Raw genomic sequence first — 17,110 nt, 5'->3', positions numbered from 1 at the left:
CCAGTACTGCAGCGGTGGCTTCTCGAAGTACTTGATGCCGTTCAGGCGCGGCGTCACCCAGTCGCCGGAGACCACCATCTCGCGCGGGATCTCGGCGTAGCGTCCTTCATCCGGGTGGAAGAGCTTCCGGTGGTCCAGGTTGCCGAACCAGACGACGATCAGCGCAGCGAACAAGAGCAGGAGACGGGAGCGCGCAAGAGGCTCCTGGGCAACATCCATTCACGGGACTGGGGGCAGGGGGAGGGCGAATTATAGCCAAGCGGCGCCGCGTCAGGTTTCCGCGGCAAGCTGCCGCGCCAGGCGCGCGAAGTCCTCGTCGCGCACGCCCGTGAGCGACAGGTGTGCGGCGTCGCGCAGGCGGACGAAGTTGCGATCGGTCGAACGCCGGTAGGCGGGGTCGTAGTGACGCTCGAGCAGCTCGCCGACGAGCTCGGTGGTGCGACCCGAGCGCGCCAGCGACTGCCAGGCGGCGATCTGCTCGCGGCCGTGCAGATGCGTGAGCAGTGCGAGCTTCGCGCACAGCGCATCGACGTCGGCGACCAGGTGCTGATACTCGGCTTCGAGCAGCGCGATGCGCACCGGCAGTTCCGCTTCGATCTGCAGGCATTCGCCCTGGCGGACCGCGGCGATGAGCGCATCCGGCACCGTCAGCCGGCCGATGCGGCGGCTTTCCGCCTCCACGAACACCGGCCGCGCGGAGTCGAACGCGGCGAGGCGCTCCCGCAGCAGACTTTCGAACCACTTCTGCGTGGGTTGCGGATCGTCCGGCAGAGTGCCGAGGACCGAGCCCCGGTGCCGCGCCAGCGCCTCCAGGTCGAGCACCTGCGCGCCGGCCTCCGCCAGCGCCCGCAGCAGGCAACTCTTGCCGCTGCCGGTGCGCCCGCAGACCACCCGGAACGCGAACGCCTGCGGCAGACGGTCGAGATCGTCGCGCACCGCACGGCGATAAGCGCGGTAGCCGCCGATCAAGCGCGCCGCCGGCCAGCCGACGTGGCGCAGCACGTGGGCCATGCTCTCGCTGCGCTCACCGCCGCGCCAGCAGTAGACCAGCGGTTTCCAGTTCTTCGGTTGATCGGATAGCTCGCGCTCGATGTGCGCGGCGATGTTGCGAGCCGTGAGCACGGCGCCCAGCCGGCGCGCCTCGAAGGGAGAGACCTGCACGTAGAGCGTGCCGACACGCGCCCGTTCTTCGTCGTCGAGCACGGGGAGATTACGGGCGCCGGGGATGCGATCCGCGGCGAACTCCGCCGGCGAGCGTACGTCGATCAGCGCGTCGAACTCGACGATCCGCGTGACCGGTACTTCCACCTCACTGCGCAAGCGATGAGCCCTCTCCGAACCGCGCCCGCGGCGCGACAGGCCGCGATTCTACAGGCTGGCGGGCGACCACCGGACGCATCCGCTGGTCCCTGAGGCGGAGTCGACCGTCGCCACGTGGCGCACCCCTTGCTGGCCGCCTCTCACGACGCTGCTTCCCGCCCGCTGGAACCCCCCGCCATGGATTCGAGCCCCCATCCGCAGGATGTCATGGATACCGTCAACCTCGAGGACGTGCCGGCGGTGCGCCACGCGGTCCGGGAAATCCTCGACCGACGCTACCCCGGATACGATTTCGCCATACTCGACCAGGTGTTCGCGGACGTCGGCCGGCTCTTCCGCGGCGAGATGCCGAGCTTCCAGGCCTGCGACACCAAGTACCACGACCTGCGTCACACCCTCGACATCACGCTCGCCATGGCGCGCCTGCTCGAGGGACACGACCGCGTTTCTAGTGCGGCCGACACCCTGGGCGCGGAGCGTGCGCTGATCGGCGTCATCACTGCGCTTTTCCACGATTCGGGCTACATCCTTGAACGCGACGACCGCGAATGCACGAGCGGCGCCGCGTACACGCGCGTGCACGTGTCCCGCAGCGCGCGCTTCCTTGCGCGCTACCTGCCCGAGGTCGGGCTCGGCCAGCACATCGTGCGGGCGACGCGGCTGGTCCACTTCACCGGCTACGAGATCCCGATCGACCAGCTGGAACTACCCGACCCGCTCGACCGGCGTCTCGGCTGCATGCTGGGGAGCGCGGACCTCATCGGCCAGATGGCGGACCGCATCTATCTCGAGAAGTGCCGCGACTACCTCTACGAGGAGTTCGTGCTGGCCGGCATCGCGCGGCACGAGAACGCGGACGGGTCGGTCGAGGTGAACTACAGTTCGGCGACCGACCTGCTCGCCAAGACCCCCGGCTTCTACGAGAACGTGGCGAAGAAGCGTCTGGACGGCCTGTTCGGCGGTCTGCACGAGATCATCGCCACGCACTTCGACGGCACCAATCCCTATCGCGACCGCATCGAGCGCAACATTGCGTTCCTGAAGGACGTGGTGGCGCAGGGCGAGTTCGGCCGCCTGCGCCGCAGGAGCGTCACCCTCTCTCTACCGCGCGACGCCGAGCGCGATCGCTGATCCGCGGGCCGTCACGACGGGCGGCCCAGCAGCGGTCGCAGCACCGGCCAGACGTTGTCGAGCATGAGCGGCTGTGCGGCGGCCGCGGGATGTATGCCATCGGCCTGGAAGAGTTCGCGTCTCTCGCCGAATCCGGCGAGCATGAAGGGCACCAGTGCGGCTTTCTCCTGGCGGGCGACGTCCTCGAACAGCGCCTGGAACTTCCCGGTGTAGGCGGCGCCATAATTCGGTGGCAGCTGCATGCCGACGACGACGGGTTTCGCTCCCGCTGCCTTCGCGGCGCGTATCATCGCCTCCAGATTCTGTCGTGTGGCGGCGAGTGACAGCCCGCGCAAGCCGTCGTTGCCACCCAGTTCGATGACGACGATCGCCGGTCGATGCTGGGCCAGCACGGCCTCCATCCGCTTCGCGCCACCCACGGTGGTTTCGCCGCTCAGGCTCGCGTTCACCACCCGGTAATCGAACTTCTCCTGCCGCAGGCGGTCCGCCAGCAGGGCCACCCAACCCTGATTCTGGGGCAGGCCGTATCCCGCCGACAGACTGTCGCCGTAGACGAGAAGCACCGGTTGCGCGTGCGCAGCCAGTGCCAGCCAACCGAGCACAAAGAGCAAACATTTCTTGAACATGTCAGGCCAACCCCGCGGACCGATCTTGAGCGTTTCCGCCCTTACCAAGGAAGTCGAGACGGCCTCCGGCCGGCTCACGATTCTCGATGACGTGACCTTCGACGTGCAAGAGGGTGAAGCGGTTGCCATCCTCGGAGCTTCGGGCTCCGGCAAGACCACCCTTCTCGGATTGCTGGCGGGGCTCGATACCCCGACGCGCGGGCGGGTAGAACTCGACGGTACCGATCTGTTCGCGCTCGACGAGGACGGCCGGGCGGCGCTGCGCGCGCGCATGGTCGGCTTCGTGTTCCAGTCGTTCCAGCTCCTGCCGGCACTTACCGCGCTGGAGAACGTCATGCTGCCGCTCGAACTGTCAGGCAACCCGGGCGCGCGCGCAGCCGCGACCGCCTTGCTCGCCCGCGTCGGTCTGGCCGAGCGCCTCGCGCACCGTCCACGTCAGCTCTCAGGCGGCGAGCAGCAGCGGGTGGCGATCGCCCGCGCCTTTGCCGCCAATCCGCGGGTGCTGCTCGCGGACGAGCCCACCGGCAACCTCGACGCATCCACGGGACAGGAGATCATCGACCTCATGTTCGCGTTGAACCGCGAGAGCCGCACGACACTCGTGCTGGTGACGCACGATGAAGCGCTGGCCTCGCGCTGCCGGCGCCGCCTGCGCATCGCGGCCGGGCGCCTGACCGCGGACGAGATGGTCTGATGCGGACGCTCCTACTCGCTGCGCGGATGCTGGCGCGCGACTGGCGCGCGGGGGAACTGCGCCTCCTGGCGGGGGTGCTCGTCATCGCCGTGGCGAGCGTCACGACGGTTGCCTTTTTTGCCGACCGCATGAAGGCCGCGCTCGGCAATCAGGCGAACAACCTGCTCGGCGCCGATCTCGTCGTGGTGTCCGATCGCCCGCTGGCGCCGGGCTTGACCGAGCACGCGCGGCAGACCGGTCTCGAACGCGTCGAATTGCTCAAGTTTCCGAGCATGGTGCTAGCCGGCGACGCCAATCTGCTGGCCGAGATCAAGGCGGTGGGGGCGGGTTACCCGCTGCGCGGCGAGCTTCGCATCGGCGCCACCGCACTCGACCCCGGTGTCGACACGCGGGAGCCGCCGGCAGCCGGTACGGTGTGGGTCGACGATCGCCTGCTGGCGCGGCTGGGGGTAGGCAAGGGCGACGAAGTGGCACTCGGCGAGCGGCGGTTTCGCATCGCGGGCGTGATCGTGCAGGAACCGGAGGCCGCCGTCGGCTTCCTGAGCCTCGGACCGCGGCTCATCATGAATGCAGGCGACCTGCCCGCTACCGGGCTCATTCAGCCGGGCAGCCGCGTCAGCTACCGCCTTCTCGTGGCGGGAGACGCAGGGGCGATCGCGGCGTTTCGCGATTTCGCCAGGAGCAGCATCGGTGCCGGGCAGCGCCTGGAGGACGTGCGCGACGCCCGCCCCGAGATCAAGTCGGCGCTGGAGAAGGCGCAGCGCTTCCTCGGACTGTCGGCGCTTTCGAGCGTGGTGCTAGCCGCGGTGGCGGTGGCGCTGGGGGCACGGCGTTACCTGCAGCGACATCTCGACGCCTGCGCCATGATGCGCTGTCTGGGCGCAAGCCAGGGCACGATCCTGCGCATGCATGCCTTGCTGTTCGTCATGCTCGGTGCCGCCGCGAGCGTGGTCGGCTGCGCTGTCGGCTTCGCCGGTCAGGCGCTGCTCGGCCACCTGCTGGCCAGCCTCATCGGCGTCGAGCTGCCGCTGCCCGGACCCCTGCCAGCGCTCCAGGGCTTCGTCACCGGCTTCGTGCTGCTGGCCGGATTCGGTCTGCCGCCGGTGATCGCGCTCGGCCGCGTGCCGACGCTGCGTGTACTGCGCCGGGACCTCGGCATGCCGACCGGCTGGGGCGCTGCCGGGTATGCCGTCGGCGTCGCGATGATCGCGGCACTCCTGTTGTGGCAGGCCGAGGAGCCGCGCCTGGGCGTCTACGTGGTGGGTGGTATGGCGGGGGTGATCCTGCTCGCCGCAGCGAGCTCCTGGCTGCTGCTGCGGCTGCTCATGCGCGGCGCCCGGGATGCCGGCTTCGCCTGGCGCTTCGGTCTCGCCAACCTGGAACGGCGGCGTCTGTCCACCCTGACGCAGGTCTCCGCCCTCGGGCTCGGCATCATGGCGCTGCTGCTCCTCACGCTCACGCGCGGCGACCTGCTCGACAACTGGCGCACCACGCTGCCGCCCGATGCGCCGAACCGCTTTCTGGTGAACATCCAGCCCGACCAGCAGGAAGCGCTGGTTGATTTCTTCCGCGCAGCCGGATTGCCTGCGCCCGCCGTGTACCCGATGGTGCGCGGGCGGCTCGTCGCCATCAACGGCAGAGCGATCGGGCCAGCCGACTTTCCGGACGAGCGCGCACGCCGCCTCGTCGACCGCGAGTTCAACCTGTCGTGGGCGCAGCACCCGAAGGACGACAACGTCATTGTCGCCGGGCAGTGGTGGCGTGAGGATGTGCGTGACCTCGAACAGGTTTCGGTCGAGACGGGGATCGCGGACACACTGGGCGTCAAGCTCGGCGACGTGCTGAGCTACGACGTCGCCGGCACCGAGATCAAGGCGCGCGTGACGAGCCTGCGGAAGGTCGAGTGGGATTCGTTCCGCGTGAACTTCTTCGTCGTCGCGCCGCCGGGCCTGCTCGATGGTCTGCCGGTCACGTTCGTGAGCAGTTTCTTCCTGCCGCCGGAACGGGCCGACTTCATGAACGGTCTGGTGCGAAGCTTCCCGAATGTTCTCGTGATCGACGTCGCGTCGATCATGGAGCGCGTGCGCAAGATGATGGACCAGCTCGCGCGGGCGGTGGAATTCCTGTTCCTGTTCACGCTCGCGGCCGGCCTTGCGGTTCTGTACGCGGCGATCAGCGCGTCGCGTGACGAGCGAATGCACGACGCGGCAATTCTGCGCACCCTGGGTGCCGGCCGTCGTCAGCTGTTGGCGGCGCAGGTGGCGGAGTTCGCGCTGACCGGTGCGCTTGCCGGGCTCCTGGCCGCGGCCTGGGCCACGGCGCTGAGCTACGGCATATCGGCGAATGTTCTGCACATTCCGTTTACCCTGAATCCGTGGGTGTGGGTGAGCGGCGTGGTGTGCGGCGCGGTCGGCGTTGCGGTCGCCGGCTGGCTGGGAACGCGCGGCACCCTCGACCAGCCGCCACTCACCACCCTGCGCACACTCGGCTGACGCTTCCCCGTCGCGCCGCGTGGACGTCGCGCACCGCCAGGCGGGAAAGCCCGTCCGCGGGGCGCTGCGCTATACTCTCGCGATGCCAGAGGTTCCTGTAGAGACCTTTCTCGCGGCCGCCGCCGCCGTCGGCCTCGCGGTCCTGCTGGCCGGGATCGTCGCGCTCGTCTGGCTGCTGCGCGGCCTGCGGGACACGCGCAGCCATCTGCAGGAAATCGCCGAGGTCAAGCATCGCGAACTCCTCTCCGGGTTGCACACGGGTCTGGCGGACCAGTCCGAGCGCATCGGACGTGGCCTCGCAGATGCCTCCGAGCGCGTCCGCATCGAGGTCGCGCGCGAACTCGGTGAAACCCGCGAGTCGCTGCAATCCCTGCAGTTGTCCCAGCATGGCGAGCTGGCGCGGCAGCGTGAATCGCTGCAAGGTGCGCTCGCTGCTCTCGCCGATGGGCTCAAGGCTGCGCTGGCCGCGCAGGCGCGCGCCGACCAGGAAGCCATTCAGTCCGCTCTCCACCGCACGTCCCAGCAGCTTTCCGAGAGCGTTGCCGTCCTGGCGCGCGGTGTCGACACGCGGCTCGACCAGATCTCGGGACGGGTTGCCGAGCGCCTCGACGAAGGCTTCAAGAACACCAACGATACCTTTGCGCGCGTGATGGAGCGTCTCGCCACCATCGACGAGGCGCAGAAGAAGATCGACGGTCTCACCACGAACGTCGTCACGCTGCAGGAACTGCTCGGCGACAAGCGCTCGCGCGGCGCGTTCGGCGAAGTGCAGCTCGAAGCGCTGGTTCGCAACGTGCTGCCGCCGCAGGCATTCGCCATGCAATACACGCTGCCCAATGGCACCCGCGCCGACTGCGTGCTCAAATTACCCGAGCCCACGGGGCTCGTCGCCGTCGATTCGAAGTTTCCGCTGGAGAACTATCACCGCATGCTCGCGGACGACGCCTCCGAGCTCGAACGGGCGCAGGCGCAGCGGCTTTTCAAGACCGATGTGAAGCGTCACGTGGACGACATCGGCAGGAAGTACGTGATCCCCGACGTGACCTCGGATGGTGCCGTCATGTTCGTGCCGGCCGAGGCGGTCTTCGCCGAGATCCATGCCTATCACGCCGATCTGGTCGAGTACGCGCAGCGGCAGCGCGTCTGGATCGTGTCGCCGACGACGCTGATGGCGGTGCTGAATACGGCGCGGGCGGTCATCAAGGACGTCGAGACACGGCGCCAGGTACACATCATCAAGGACGAGCTCGGCAAGCTCGGGCGCGAGTTCGGCCGCTTCGACGAGCGCATGCGCAAGCTGGCGGATCACATCCGCCAGGCGCACGAGGACGCGAAAAACGTGCAGGTGACGAGCCAGAAGATCAGCCAGCGCTTTGCGCAGATCGAGAGCGTCGAACTTGCCGATGGTCACGTGCCCGCCCTCGAGCTCGCGCCAGACGAGCGGGAGCGCAGCGCAGCCGGCGGCGCCTGAGGAGCGCGCGATGCGCTGGAGCTTGCGCGAATGGCGCCGGCAGCGGGTGCTGGAAGGCAGTCCGCTGGACGCTGGGCTGTTTGCCGCCGTCATCGAGTCCGTTCCGGTTCTGCGTGCGCTCGATGCCGATGAGTGTGCGCAGCTCGAACGCTGGACGACGCTCTTTCTGGACGCGAAGCAGGTCCACGGCGCGGGGGGGCTCGAACTGGACGAGCGCATGCGCTACGGCATCGCGGCGCAGGCCTGCCTGCTGATTCTCGGGCTCGACTTCGATTATTTCCGCGGCTGGTCGGAGGTCGTCGTCTACCCGGACGAGTTTCTGGTGCCGCGCGAGTACGTGGATGAAGCCGGCGTCGTGCATGCGCACCGCGAACCGCTTGCTGGCGAGGCGTGGCTGGGTGGCCCGGTGATTCTCTCGTGGGCGGACGCCGCGCCCAACCCGCAGGCCGACGGCGTGAACGTCGTTCTGCACGAGTTCGCGCACAAGCTCGACATGCTGAACGGTGATGCCAACGGCTATCCGCCGCTGCATCGGGACATGGATCGGGATGCCTGGAGCGCAACCTTCGAGTCGGCCTATGCGGACTTCTGCGAACGGGTCGACCGCGGCGTGGACACGCGCATCTATCCCTATGCATCGGAGCACCCCGGGGAGTTCTTTGCCGTGATGACGGAAGTCTTCTTCGAACTGCCGGCGCTGCTGCAATGGGAGTATCCGGAAGTCTACCGCCAGCTCACCCGCTTCTACCGGCAGGACCCGGAGGCGCGGCGCGAACGTCTGCACACGTCCGGGCAGCGACGACACTGATGCCGCTGCTCGGTCGCCTCCCCTTCATCCAGTCGCGGCTTGCGCTGACGGTGGGCTTCGGTCTGCTGCTCTCGCTCATGCTGGGTGCCACCGTCGGCGGACTCATGCGCGTTCAGGCCGTCAATCGCAGTCTCGACGCGCAGCAGGTGAAAACCGAACTCATCGCCTCGCTGCTCAACGTTTCGCGGCAGCGCACCGAGGTGGTCTACGCGCTCGCGGCCGAAGGAGGGCAGGCGCGCACCAACTGGGCGGACCGACGCCTGCAGCTGCTCGGTCTCGAATGGGGCGACGTCACCCGCAAGCTCGCCGCGAGCGAGATGACGGAAAACGAGCGCATCGCATTCGACGCCGTCATCGCGGGTGCGGAGCGCGTGCACGTCGCGCTCGTGAAGAGTCTCGACGCGCTGCGCGACGGCGACGCGAAGCCCATGCGCGGGGCCGTTCTGCCGCTGCAGCAGGAGTTGCAGGAGCGTCTCACGGTGCTCATGGACGCGAAGCGCACGGCCACCGCCGACGGCGTGGCGAATGCCAACCGGGAAGCGCGGGCGGCGCTCATCTTCATGGCCGCGAATGGCGCCGGCGTGCTCCTCTTCGGCGGCCTTATCGCCTACGTCGTCAGCCGCAAGATCACGCGCACCGAGGCCGCTCTCTACCGCGAGAAAGAGCGCGCCGAGGTGACGCTGCATTCGATCGGCGATGGCGTGGTGACCACCGACGGCGATGGGCTGGTCGATTACATGAACCCGGTGGCGGAGGATCTCACCGGCTGGCGCATCGAGGAGGCGCGGGGGAAGCCGCTCGCCCGCGTCTACCGCGTCGTCGATGACGAGTCGCGCTGTCAGATCGTCTACCGCGTGGGGGATGTCTCGGCGCGGGCAGAGGTCGACGGCCGGCCGATTCTGCTGCAGCATCGCGCCGGCAACGAGTTCGCGGTGCGCGATTCGTGCTCGCCGATCCGCGACAGCCGCGGCGAGGTGGTCGGCATGATCGTGGTCTTCCACGACGTGAGTCAGCTGCGCGAGATGGAGCAGCAGCTGTCGTGGCAGGCCACGCACGACGTGCTCACCGGTCTCGCCAACCGGCTCGAGTTCGAGCGCAGGCTCGGCAAGCTCCTGGAAAGCGCAAAGGGCGAGCAGGTGCATCACGCGCTGCTCTATCTCGATCTCGACAACTTCAAGACGGTGAACGACACCTGCGGGCATGCCGCGGGCGACGAGTTTTTGCGGCAGCTCACCAAGGTGATGCAGTCGCGCATGCGTGCGAGCGACACACTGGCGCGACTCGGCGGCGACGAGTTCGGCGCGCTGCTCGAATCGTGCCCGCTGGAGCAGGCGGTGCGCATTGCCAACGGCATTCGCGACACGGTGCGCGACTTCCGCTTCGTGTGGTCTGGCAAGAGCTTCAGCGTCGGCGTGAGCATCGGACTGGTGCCGCTCGATGCGCGCAGCGGCACCACCGCGCGCGTGCTGGCGGCGGCCGATGCCTCGTGCTACGAGGCGAAGAACAAGGGGCGCGACCGCGTGCAGGTGCACCGTCCGCAGGATCGCCGTTTCAGCCAGCGCACCGGCGAGCTGCAGATGATCTCGCAGATCAATCAGGCCTTCGAACTCGGCAACTTCCGTCTCTTCCGGCAGGCGATCGTTCCGCTCGGGGAGCGCCCGGCGGAGGAGCCGCACTATGAGGTGCTGGTCCGCATGCTCGACGCCAACGGCAACGTGCTGCCGCCGATGGCATTCATGCCGGCGGCCGAGCGCTACAACCTGCTCACGTCGGTGGATCGCTGGGTGATCGCGACGCTTGTCAAGTTCCTCGCGGGCGAGGTTGCCGCCGGGCGCATCGCGAACGACTTCGAGAGCGTCGACGCGGGCGGGTTCTACGCCGTCAACCTGTCCGGGGCGAGCATGAACGACAACAGCTTCTCCGGCTTTCTGCGCGCGCTGCTCGCCGAACATGCGCTGCCGCGCGGGCTGCTCTGCTTCGAGGTGACGGAGACCACTGCCATCGCCAACCTCAACAAGGCGGCGGAGCTCATGCACGAACTCAAGGCGCTGGGTTGCACATTCGCCCTCGACGACTTCGGCATCGGGATGTCATCCTTCGCCTATCTCAAGTATCTGCCGGTGAACTATCTGAAGATCGACGGCACCTTCGTCAAGGACATGGCGGTGGATCAGATGGACTACGCGATCGTCGAGGCGATCAATCGCATCGCCCACATCCTCGGCATGCGCACGGTTGCCGAATTCGTCGAGGACGAGATCACGCTCGGCAAGCTCACGGCGCTGGGCGTGGATTTCGCGCAGGGCTTTTTCATCGCCAAGCCGGAATCGATCGCGGGAGACGGCGAGGCCGTGCTCACGATACAGGAGCCCGAGGGCGCGGCGGAGGAGGCGGCGCGCGAGTCGTAGCCGGCGCGCCGACGACGCACACATCACGCGGACCTGCACATGAATGCTCTTTACCTCGCTGCCGACATCGGCGGCACCAACAGCCGCGTCGCGGTCGCGGAGCGGATCGATGGACGCTGGCAGATCCGCGCGCGCGGGCGCTACCCGAGCCAGCACTATCCGTCGGCGGAGGCGATGTTCCACGAGTTTCTCGGCACCTGGAGCGGCCCCGCGCCGCTGGCCGCGGGCGTCGCGGTCGCCGGCCCGGTGATCGAAGGCCGCACGCGGCTCACCAACGTGTCGTGGGATGTGAACGCGAGCACGCTCGCAACCGCGCTCGGCAATCTGCCGCTCGCACTGATCAACGATTTCGAGGCGGTCGGCCGTGGTGTCGACAGCTTAGCGCCCGAGGATCTGGTCACGCTGCAGCCCGGCGTGCCGCACCCGAATGCGCCGCGACTGCTGGTCGGAGCGGGCACGGGCCTCGGCGTCTCGATCCTCGTGCCGACGCCGGCGAGTGCCATTGCCCTGCCCTCGGAGGGCGGCCACGGCGACTTCGCGCCGGAGGGCGAACTCGAGATCGCGCTCATGCGCCACCTGGTCGACGTCCATGGTCACGCGTCGTGGGAGCGGGTCGTGTCGGGGCTCGGCCTGGAGGCAACCTACGCCTTCGTCCACAGCCACGAAGGCCATGCGCCGGGCAGTCTCACGGCGGCCGAGATCACTCACGCGGCGCTTGACGGCAGCGACCCGTGGGCGGTGCGCACGCTCGACATCTTCGTCTCGGCGTACGGTCGTTTTACGGGGAACATCGCGCTCGCCGTGCTGCCCCGCGGTGGCATCTACATCGCCGGCGGGATCGCGCCACGCATCGTCTCGAAGCTGCGCGAAGGCGCGTTCCTGCACGGCGTCACCGCCAAGGGACGCTTCACCGGGTTGATGGCGGAGATGCCGGTGCACCTCGTCACCAACGACGACGTCGGCATGTTCGGGGCGCTCAACGCCGCCGCTGCGCTGTAAGCGGTTCGTCGCCGCGACTTTTTCAGCTCACGTCGGCGGCGCCGCCTCGAGCGCAGCCAGTTCCTCGGGTGTGTTGATGTTGGCGAAGGCCGCCGCCTCGTCGTCGAAGGCCGCCTCGGCGACGCGCAGCGTCGCATACCACGCGTCGATCTTGCGGCCGCCAGCCGCGAGGTAGGCGGTGAGATGGGGGAGTAGCCCGCGCCGACACAGGCAGAAGACCGGATGCGGCTGTGTCCCGGTCTTCGCGACCGCAAGATCGGCGGTTGCACCTTCGAGCGCAGCGCGCAGGCGCGAGACGAGATCGTGCGGCAGGAACGGTGAATCGCACGGGGCAGTCACGACGAACTCGTGGCGGGCGTGCGCGAGGCCGGCCTGCAGTCCGGCCAGCGGCCCGGCGAAGCCGGTGACCGCGTCGCTGACGACCGGACAGCCCAGCGCAGCGTACGCTGTAACGTTCTGATTGGCGTTCACCAGGATCTCATCGACCTGCGGGTGCAATCGCTCCATCACCCACTGCGCCATCGGTTTCCCGCGCAGCCGCTGCAGGCCCTTGTCGACACCGCCCATGCGCCGCCCCAGACCGCCAGCCAGGATCAGCCCGCTGACGCCGCCCGCGCTGTTCATGCCGGCACTGCGCAGCTGCGCCGGAAACGCTGCTGCCCGGTGAAAAGCAGGTAGTGGCGGCCGGTGGCGCGACCGATCATGGTGAGCCCGACCTGCCTTGCCACCTCGTATCCCATCTGGGTGAGTCCCGAGCGCGACACAAGCACGGGGATGCCCATCTGCGCGGTCTTGATGACCATCTCGGACGTGAGGCGTCCGGTGGTGTAGAAAATCTTGTCGCCGCCCGCGATGCGGTCGAGCCACATCTGGCCGGCGATGGCGTCGACTGCGTTGTGGCGGCCCACGTCCTCGACGAACATCAGAATTTCCGCGCCGGCGGCGAGCGCGCAGCCGTGCACCGCGCCCGCCTGCTTGTATACGGTCTCGCGGCGGCGCACGTTGTCGAGCAGGGCGAAGTAGGTGGCCTCGTCGAGGATCACGTCCTCCGGCAGGCGGACGTTCTCGATCTCGTCCATCAGCTCGCCGAACACCGTCCCCTGCCCGCAACCGGTGGTCACCGTGCGTTTTGCCATGCGCTCGTCGAGATCCGCGAGGCCATGCCGCGTGGTGACGGCGACGGCGTTCACCTCCCAGTCGACCTGGACGGTGACGATCTCTTCGATGCGCTCGACCAGCCGCTGATTGCGCAGATAGCCGATGGCGAGCGCCTCGGGCGCCTGGCCGAGCGTCATCAGCGTCACGATCTCGCGGCGGTCGACGTACAGCGTGAGCGGATGCTCGCCGGCGATCGCCGTCGGCACGACGCATCCGTGCTCGTCGGTCGCATCGACGTTGAACGTGGAAGGCCGGGCCGCCTGCGTGAGCTGCGGGCGATAGTCGGATGGCATCGGAGCGGCGGCGCTCTGGGGAATCGCGATGCGGCGCGCTAGCCGCCGATGTACGACATCTCGATCTTGCGCAGCGTGGCCGTTGCTTCGCTGCGTATCTCCGAATAGCGATCGGCGCGCGCCGACCACAGATCGACCAGGGTGCGCAGGATCTCGGCGTCCGCCGTGCCGGCGCGAAGCAGCGCGCGCAGATCGTGCCCGTGGGTGGCGAAGAGACAGGTGTAGAGCATGCCCTCGGTGGACAGGCGTACCCGGTGGCAGTCGCGACAGAAGGCGCGCGTCACCGAGGCGACCACGCCGATCTCGCCGCCGCCATCGAGATAGACATAACGCTCTGCGACTTCACCGCGATAGTTGGGATCGACCGGCGCCAGCGGCATCTCGCGCCGCAGGCGCGCGATGATCTCGGCGGCGGGCACCACGTCGTCCATGCGCCAGCCATTGCTGTGGCCGACATCCATGTACTCGATGAAGCGCAGCACATGCCCCGAAGCCTTGAAGAAGCGCGCCATCGGCAGAATGCTGTCTTCGTTGACGCCGCGCTTGACCACCATGTTCACCTTGATCGGCGCAAGCCCGGCCGCGGCAGCGGCATCGATGCCTTCGAGCACCCGCGCGACCGGGTAGTCGACGTCGTTCATGGCGCGGAAGACGGCATCGTCGAGCGAGTCCAGGCTCACCGTCACCCGCCCGAGCCCCGTCGCCTTCAGCGCGGTGGCCTTCCTCCGCAAGAGCGAGCCGTTGGTGGTGAGCGTGAGGTCCAGGCCGCCGATCTCCGCCAGCATCCCGATCAGGCGCTCGATGTCGCGCCGCAGCAGCGGCTCGCCACCGGTGAGCCGGATCTTCGTAACGCCCAGCGACTTGAATATGCGCACAACGCGCACGATTTCCTCGAACGTCAGGATCTCGCGGCGCTCCAGGAACGGGTGATCGAGGCCGAAGATTTCCTTCGGCATGCAGTAGACGCAGCGGAAATTGCAGCGATCGGTGACCGAGATGCGCAGATCGCGCAGCGGCCTGCCGAGCGCATCCCGGACGTGTCGCGACACGGGCGTCACCTTGTCCGTGCCCGTGCCCGAAAGCTGAAGTCCGGTGCTGCTCGTGTCGGTCGTGATCATGAGAACGTGTAGGGCCGGATGCTGTGCAGCGCACAGGGTGGGTTGCCGGTTTACTGTAGCAGTATGGTCGGGATTATCGCAAAAGCCGTGGGTCGGTTCCAACGCATCCGGATGCTATGGGCGTGGGGGCGAGCCGGAGCCGACAACGGAGGGCCGCTCGGTACGTCTTCGCGACTCATCCGGTGCACGCACACCCTGTGACGAGGGCCGGCACCGCGAAGTTCTCGACAGCAGCGCCCTTGCCTCGCCGCGAGCCGACACGGCCGCAAACGATATGCCGCCGGATGAGGGTCGGGGCGGGCGCGCTCGCGACCGCTGCATGCGGCGAGGGCGGGGGAAGATGAAGGGAATGCGCGACGCGTCGCGGTGGCGCGTGCATACTAACGTGAGCGCAGCGGAATGCGACCGCCTGCCCACACAATGAACCGTCCCGATCCTTCCGTCACATCCACGAATCATTCGACACGGCGGCGGGCTCCTGCCGCCGCGCTACAGGGGAGGTCAACATGACCACGATTCACCAGGAAGACTTCATCCAGAGCGTCGCAGACGCCTACCAGTTCATCAGTTATTACCATCCGGTCGACTACATCAAGGGTCTGTACGAGGCGTACCAAGCGGAGCAGTCGCCGGCCGCGAAGGACGCGATGGCGCAGATCCTGATCAACTCGCGCATGGCCGCGGAGGGTCACCGGCCGATCTGTCAGGACACGGGAATCGCGATCGCCTTCGTGCGCGTCGGCATGGACGTGCGCTGGGACGCCCAACTCAGCCTGCAGCAGATGGTCGACGAGGGGGTGCGGCGTGCCTACACCTATCCGGAGAACAAGCTGCGCGCCTCGATGCTGTCCGACCCGGACGGCGCGCGCAAGAACACCGGCGACAACACGCCGGCGGTGGTGCACGTGGAACTGGTGCCCGGCAATGCCGTGGAAGTGATCGTCGCGGCCAAGGGCGGCGGCTCGGAGAACAAGTCGAAGTTTGCAATGATGCTGCCCAACGACAACATCGTCGACTGGGTGCTTTCCATGGTGCCGACGATGGGTGCCGACTGGTGTCCGCCGGGGATCCTCTCGCTCGGCATCGGCGGCTCGCCGGAGAAGGCGATGCTGGTCGCGAAGTGGGGCATGATGGACCCGATCAACATCCACGAGCTGCAGGCGCGCGGCCCCTCGAATCGCGCCGAGCAGCTGCGCCTGGAACTCTTCGAGAAGGTCAACGCGCTCGGCATCGGCGCCCAGGGGCTGGGCGGGCTGTCGCTGGTGCTCGACGTCAAGGTGAACGACTACCCGACGCACGCGGCCTCGAAGCCGGTCGCACTCTTGCCGAACTGTGCGGCAACGCGCCACGCGCACTTTAACCTGGACGGCAGCGGCCCGGCGCACCTGGAGCCGCCGAGTCTGGAGGACTGGCCGCGGCTCACCCTCGACTTCAGCTCGAGCCGCCGCGTCAACCTCGACACCATCAAGCGTGAAGAAACGCTCACCTGGAAATCCGGCGAGCGGCTCCTGCTGTCGGGGCGGCTGCTGACCGGGCGCGACGCCGCGCACAAGCGGCTGGTCGAGATGATGGCGCGCGGAGAGAAGCTGCCGGTCGACTTCAGGAACCGCTTTATCTATTACGTCGGCCCGGTCGATGCCGTGCGTGACGAAGCCGTGGGGCCGGCAGGTCCGACCACCTCGTCGCGCATGGACAAGTTCGTCGAGCCGATGCTGGCGCAGACAGGTCTGCTCGGCATGGTCGGCAAGTCCGAGCGCGGCGCGCAGGCAACCGAATCCATCAAGCGCCACCAAGCGGTCTACTGTATCGCCGTGGGCGGCGCGGCCTATCTCGTGTCGAAGGCGATCCGCAAGGCTACGGTGCTGGCGTTTCCGGACCTCGGCATGGAGGCGATCTACGAGTTCGAGGTGAAGGACATGCCGGTGACGGTGGCGGTCGACTCGACGGGTAACGCCGTTCACAAGAGCGGCCCGGCCGAATGGCGGGCGAAGATCGGCAAGATTCCGGTGGCGGTCGCATAGCCGGCGGTGGGCGACGCCCGGTGGTCTTTCATCGCGTCGGGCGCGCTGCGGGTAAAGGGGTAACGGACAACTAACAAGAAGGGGGAACCGTTCACATGGATTTTCTACTTCAGCTCGCAATCGTCCTCGTCTGCCTGTTCTACGGGGCGCGCAAGGGTGGTGTCGCGCTCGGCCTGCTCGGCGGCATCGGCCTGGTCGCGATGGTCTACATCTTCGGCCTGAAGCCCGGCAAGCCGCCGGTCGACGTCATGCTGACGATCGTTGCCGTGGTCGCCGCCTCGGCGACGCTGCAGGCCTCCGGCGGCCTCGACGTGCTGCTGCAACTGGCCGAGCGGGTGCTGCGGCGCAATCCGAAGTTCATCTCGATCCTCGCGCCGTTCACCACCTGCGCGCTCACCATGCTGTGCGGCACCGGCCACGTGGTCTACACCATGCTGCCGATCATCTACGACATCGCCATCAAGAACAACATTCGTCCGGAACGGCCGATGGCAGCGAGCTCGATCTCGAGCCAGATGGGCATCCTCGCGAGCCCGGTGTCGGTTGCCGTCGTCTCGCTCGTCGCCTTCCT

The 17,110-nt window shown here is 67.8% G+C and carries 15 protein-coding genes; 9 read left to right on the top strand and 6 right to left on the bottom strand.

Annotation, left to right across the window (positions count from 1 at the left end; genetic code table 11):
- A partial coding sequence (locus JNK68_17320; GenBank protein ID MBL8542104.1) for a phospholipid carrier-dependent glycosyltransferase occupies positions 1-219 on the bottom strand: 219 nt, incomplete at its 3' end.
- A 51-nt stretch (positions 220-270) separates the two neighbouring features.
- Positions 271-1,320, bottom strand: a complete 1,050-nt coding sequence (gene mnmH, locus JNK68_17315) for a tRNA 2-selenouridine(34) synthase MnmH (GenBank protein ID MBL8542103.1) — start codon at positions 1,318-1,320, stop codon at positions 271-273.
- Positions 1,321-1,497: 177 nt separating this feature from the next.
- Between mnmH and JNK68_17310 the strand changes: the two genes are divergently transcribed.
- Complete coding sequence (locus JNK68_17310) at positions 1,498-2,451, top strand: hypothetical protein (GenBank protein MBL8542102.1); 954 nt, start codon at positions 1,498-1,500, stop codon at positions 2,449-2,451.
- An 11-nt stretch (positions 2,452-2,462) separates the two neighbouring features.
- On the opposite strand, the gene JNK68_17305 is transcribed toward JNK68_17310, so the two are convergent.
- A complete protein-coding gene (locus tag JNK68_17305; protein MBL8542101.1) occupies positions 2,463-3,206 on the bottom strand; it encodes an arylesterase in 744 nt (247 codons plus the stop codon).
- Here JNK68_17305 and JNK68_17300 point away from each other — a divergent pair.
- The 6 genes from JNK68_17300 to glk all read left to right on the top strand — a co-directional run bounded on the left by JNK68_17300 (position 3,100) and on the right by glk (position 11,949).
- On the top strand, positions 3,100-3,771 hold the full coding sequence (locus JNK68_17300; GenBank protein MBL8542100.1) for an ATP-binding cassette domain-containing protein: 672 nt from the start codon (positions 3,100-3,102) through the stop codon (positions 3,769-3,771). The genes JNK68_17305 and JNK68_17300 overlap by 107 nt on opposite strands.
- Entirely contained in the window at positions 3,771-6,263 is a 2,493-nt protein-coding gene (locus tag JNK68_17295; GenBank protein MBL8542099.1) for an FtsX-like permease family protein, read from the top strand. The genes JNK68_17300 and JNK68_17295 overlap by 1 nt, the downstream gene beginning before the upstream one ends.
- A gap of 82 nt (positions 6,264-6,345) precedes the next feature.
- Positions 6,346-7,734 (top strand): DNA recombination protein RmuC, encoded by a 1,389-nt coding sequence (gene rmuC, locus JNK68_17290; protein MBL8542098.1) that lies wholly within the window; start codon positions 6,346-6,348, stop codon positions 7,732-7,734.
- A 10-nt stretch (positions 7,735-7,744) separates the two neighbouring features.
- On the top strand, positions 7,745-8,542 hold the full coding sequence (locus tag JNK68_17285; GenBank protein ID MBL8542097.1) for a zinc-dependent peptidase: 798 nt from the start codon (positions 7,745-7,747) through the stop codon (positions 8,540-8,542).
- Complete coding sequence (locus JNK68_17280; GenBank protein MBL8542096.1) at positions 8,542-10,950, top strand: EAL domain-containing protein; 2,409 nt, start codon at positions 8,542-8,544, stop codon at positions 10,948-10,950. The genes JNK68_17285 and JNK68_17280 overlap by 1 nt, the downstream gene beginning before the upstream one ends.
- A 39-nt stretch (positions 10,951-10,989) precedes the next feature.
- The gene (gene glk, locus JNK68_17275; protein MBL8542095.1) at positions 10,990-11,949 is read left to right on the top strand and encodes a glucokinase; all 960 of its coding nucleotides are present in this window, start codon (positions 10,990-10,992) and stop codon (positions 11,947-11,949) included.
- A 27-nt stretch (positions 11,950-11,976) separates the two neighbouring features.
- Here the strand turns inward: glk and mobA are convergent, their stop codons facing one another.
- From mobA to moaA, 3 genes are read right to left on the bottom strand one after another with little or no spacing between them, the layout of a single operon-like run.
- The gene (gene mobA, locus JNK68_17270; protein ID MBL8542094.1) at positions 11,977-12,573 is read right to left on the bottom strand and encodes a molybdenum cofactor guanylyltransferase; all 597 of its coding nucleotides are present in this window, start codon (positions 12,571-12,573) and stop codon (positions 11,977-11,979) included.
- Positions 12,570-13,400 (bottom strand): formate dehydrogenase accessory sulfurtransferase FdhD, encoded by an 831-nt coding sequence (locus JNK68_17265; protein MBL8542093.1) that lies wholly within the window; start codon positions 13,398-13,400, stop codon positions 12,570-12,572. Before JNK68_17265 ends, mobA begins: the two co-directional genes overlap by 4 nt.
- 38 nt (positions 13,401-13,438) lie before the next feature.
- The gene (gene moaA / locus JNK68_17260) at positions 13,439-14,518 is read right to left on the bottom strand and encodes a GTP 3',8-cyclase MoaA (GenBank protein MBL8542092.1); all 1,080 of its coding nucleotides are present in this window, start codon (positions 14,516-14,518) and stop codon (positions 13,439-13,441) included.
- Positions 14,519-15,024: 506 nt separating this feature from the next.
- Between moaA and JNK68_17255 the strand changes: the two genes are divergently transcribed.
- On the top strand, positions 15,025-16,539 hold the full coding sequence (locus JNK68_17255) for a fumarate hydratase (GenBank protein ID MBL8542091.1): 1,515 nt from the start codon (positions 15,025-15,027) through the stop codon (positions 16,537-16,539).
- Between the two features lie 95 nt (positions 16,540-16,634).
- On the top strand, positions 16,635-17,110 hold a 476-nt coding region (locus JNK68_17250; protein MBL8542090.1), incomplete at its 3' end, for an anaerobic C4-dicarboxylate transporter.

Source organism: Betaproteobacteria bacterium (genome assembly GCA_016791345.1).
Taxonomy (GTDB): domain Bacteria; phylum Pseudomonadota; class Gammaproteobacteria; order Burkholderiales; family JAEUMW01; genus JAEUMW01.
This window is presented reverse-complemented; position numbering and strand designations above follow the sequence as displayed.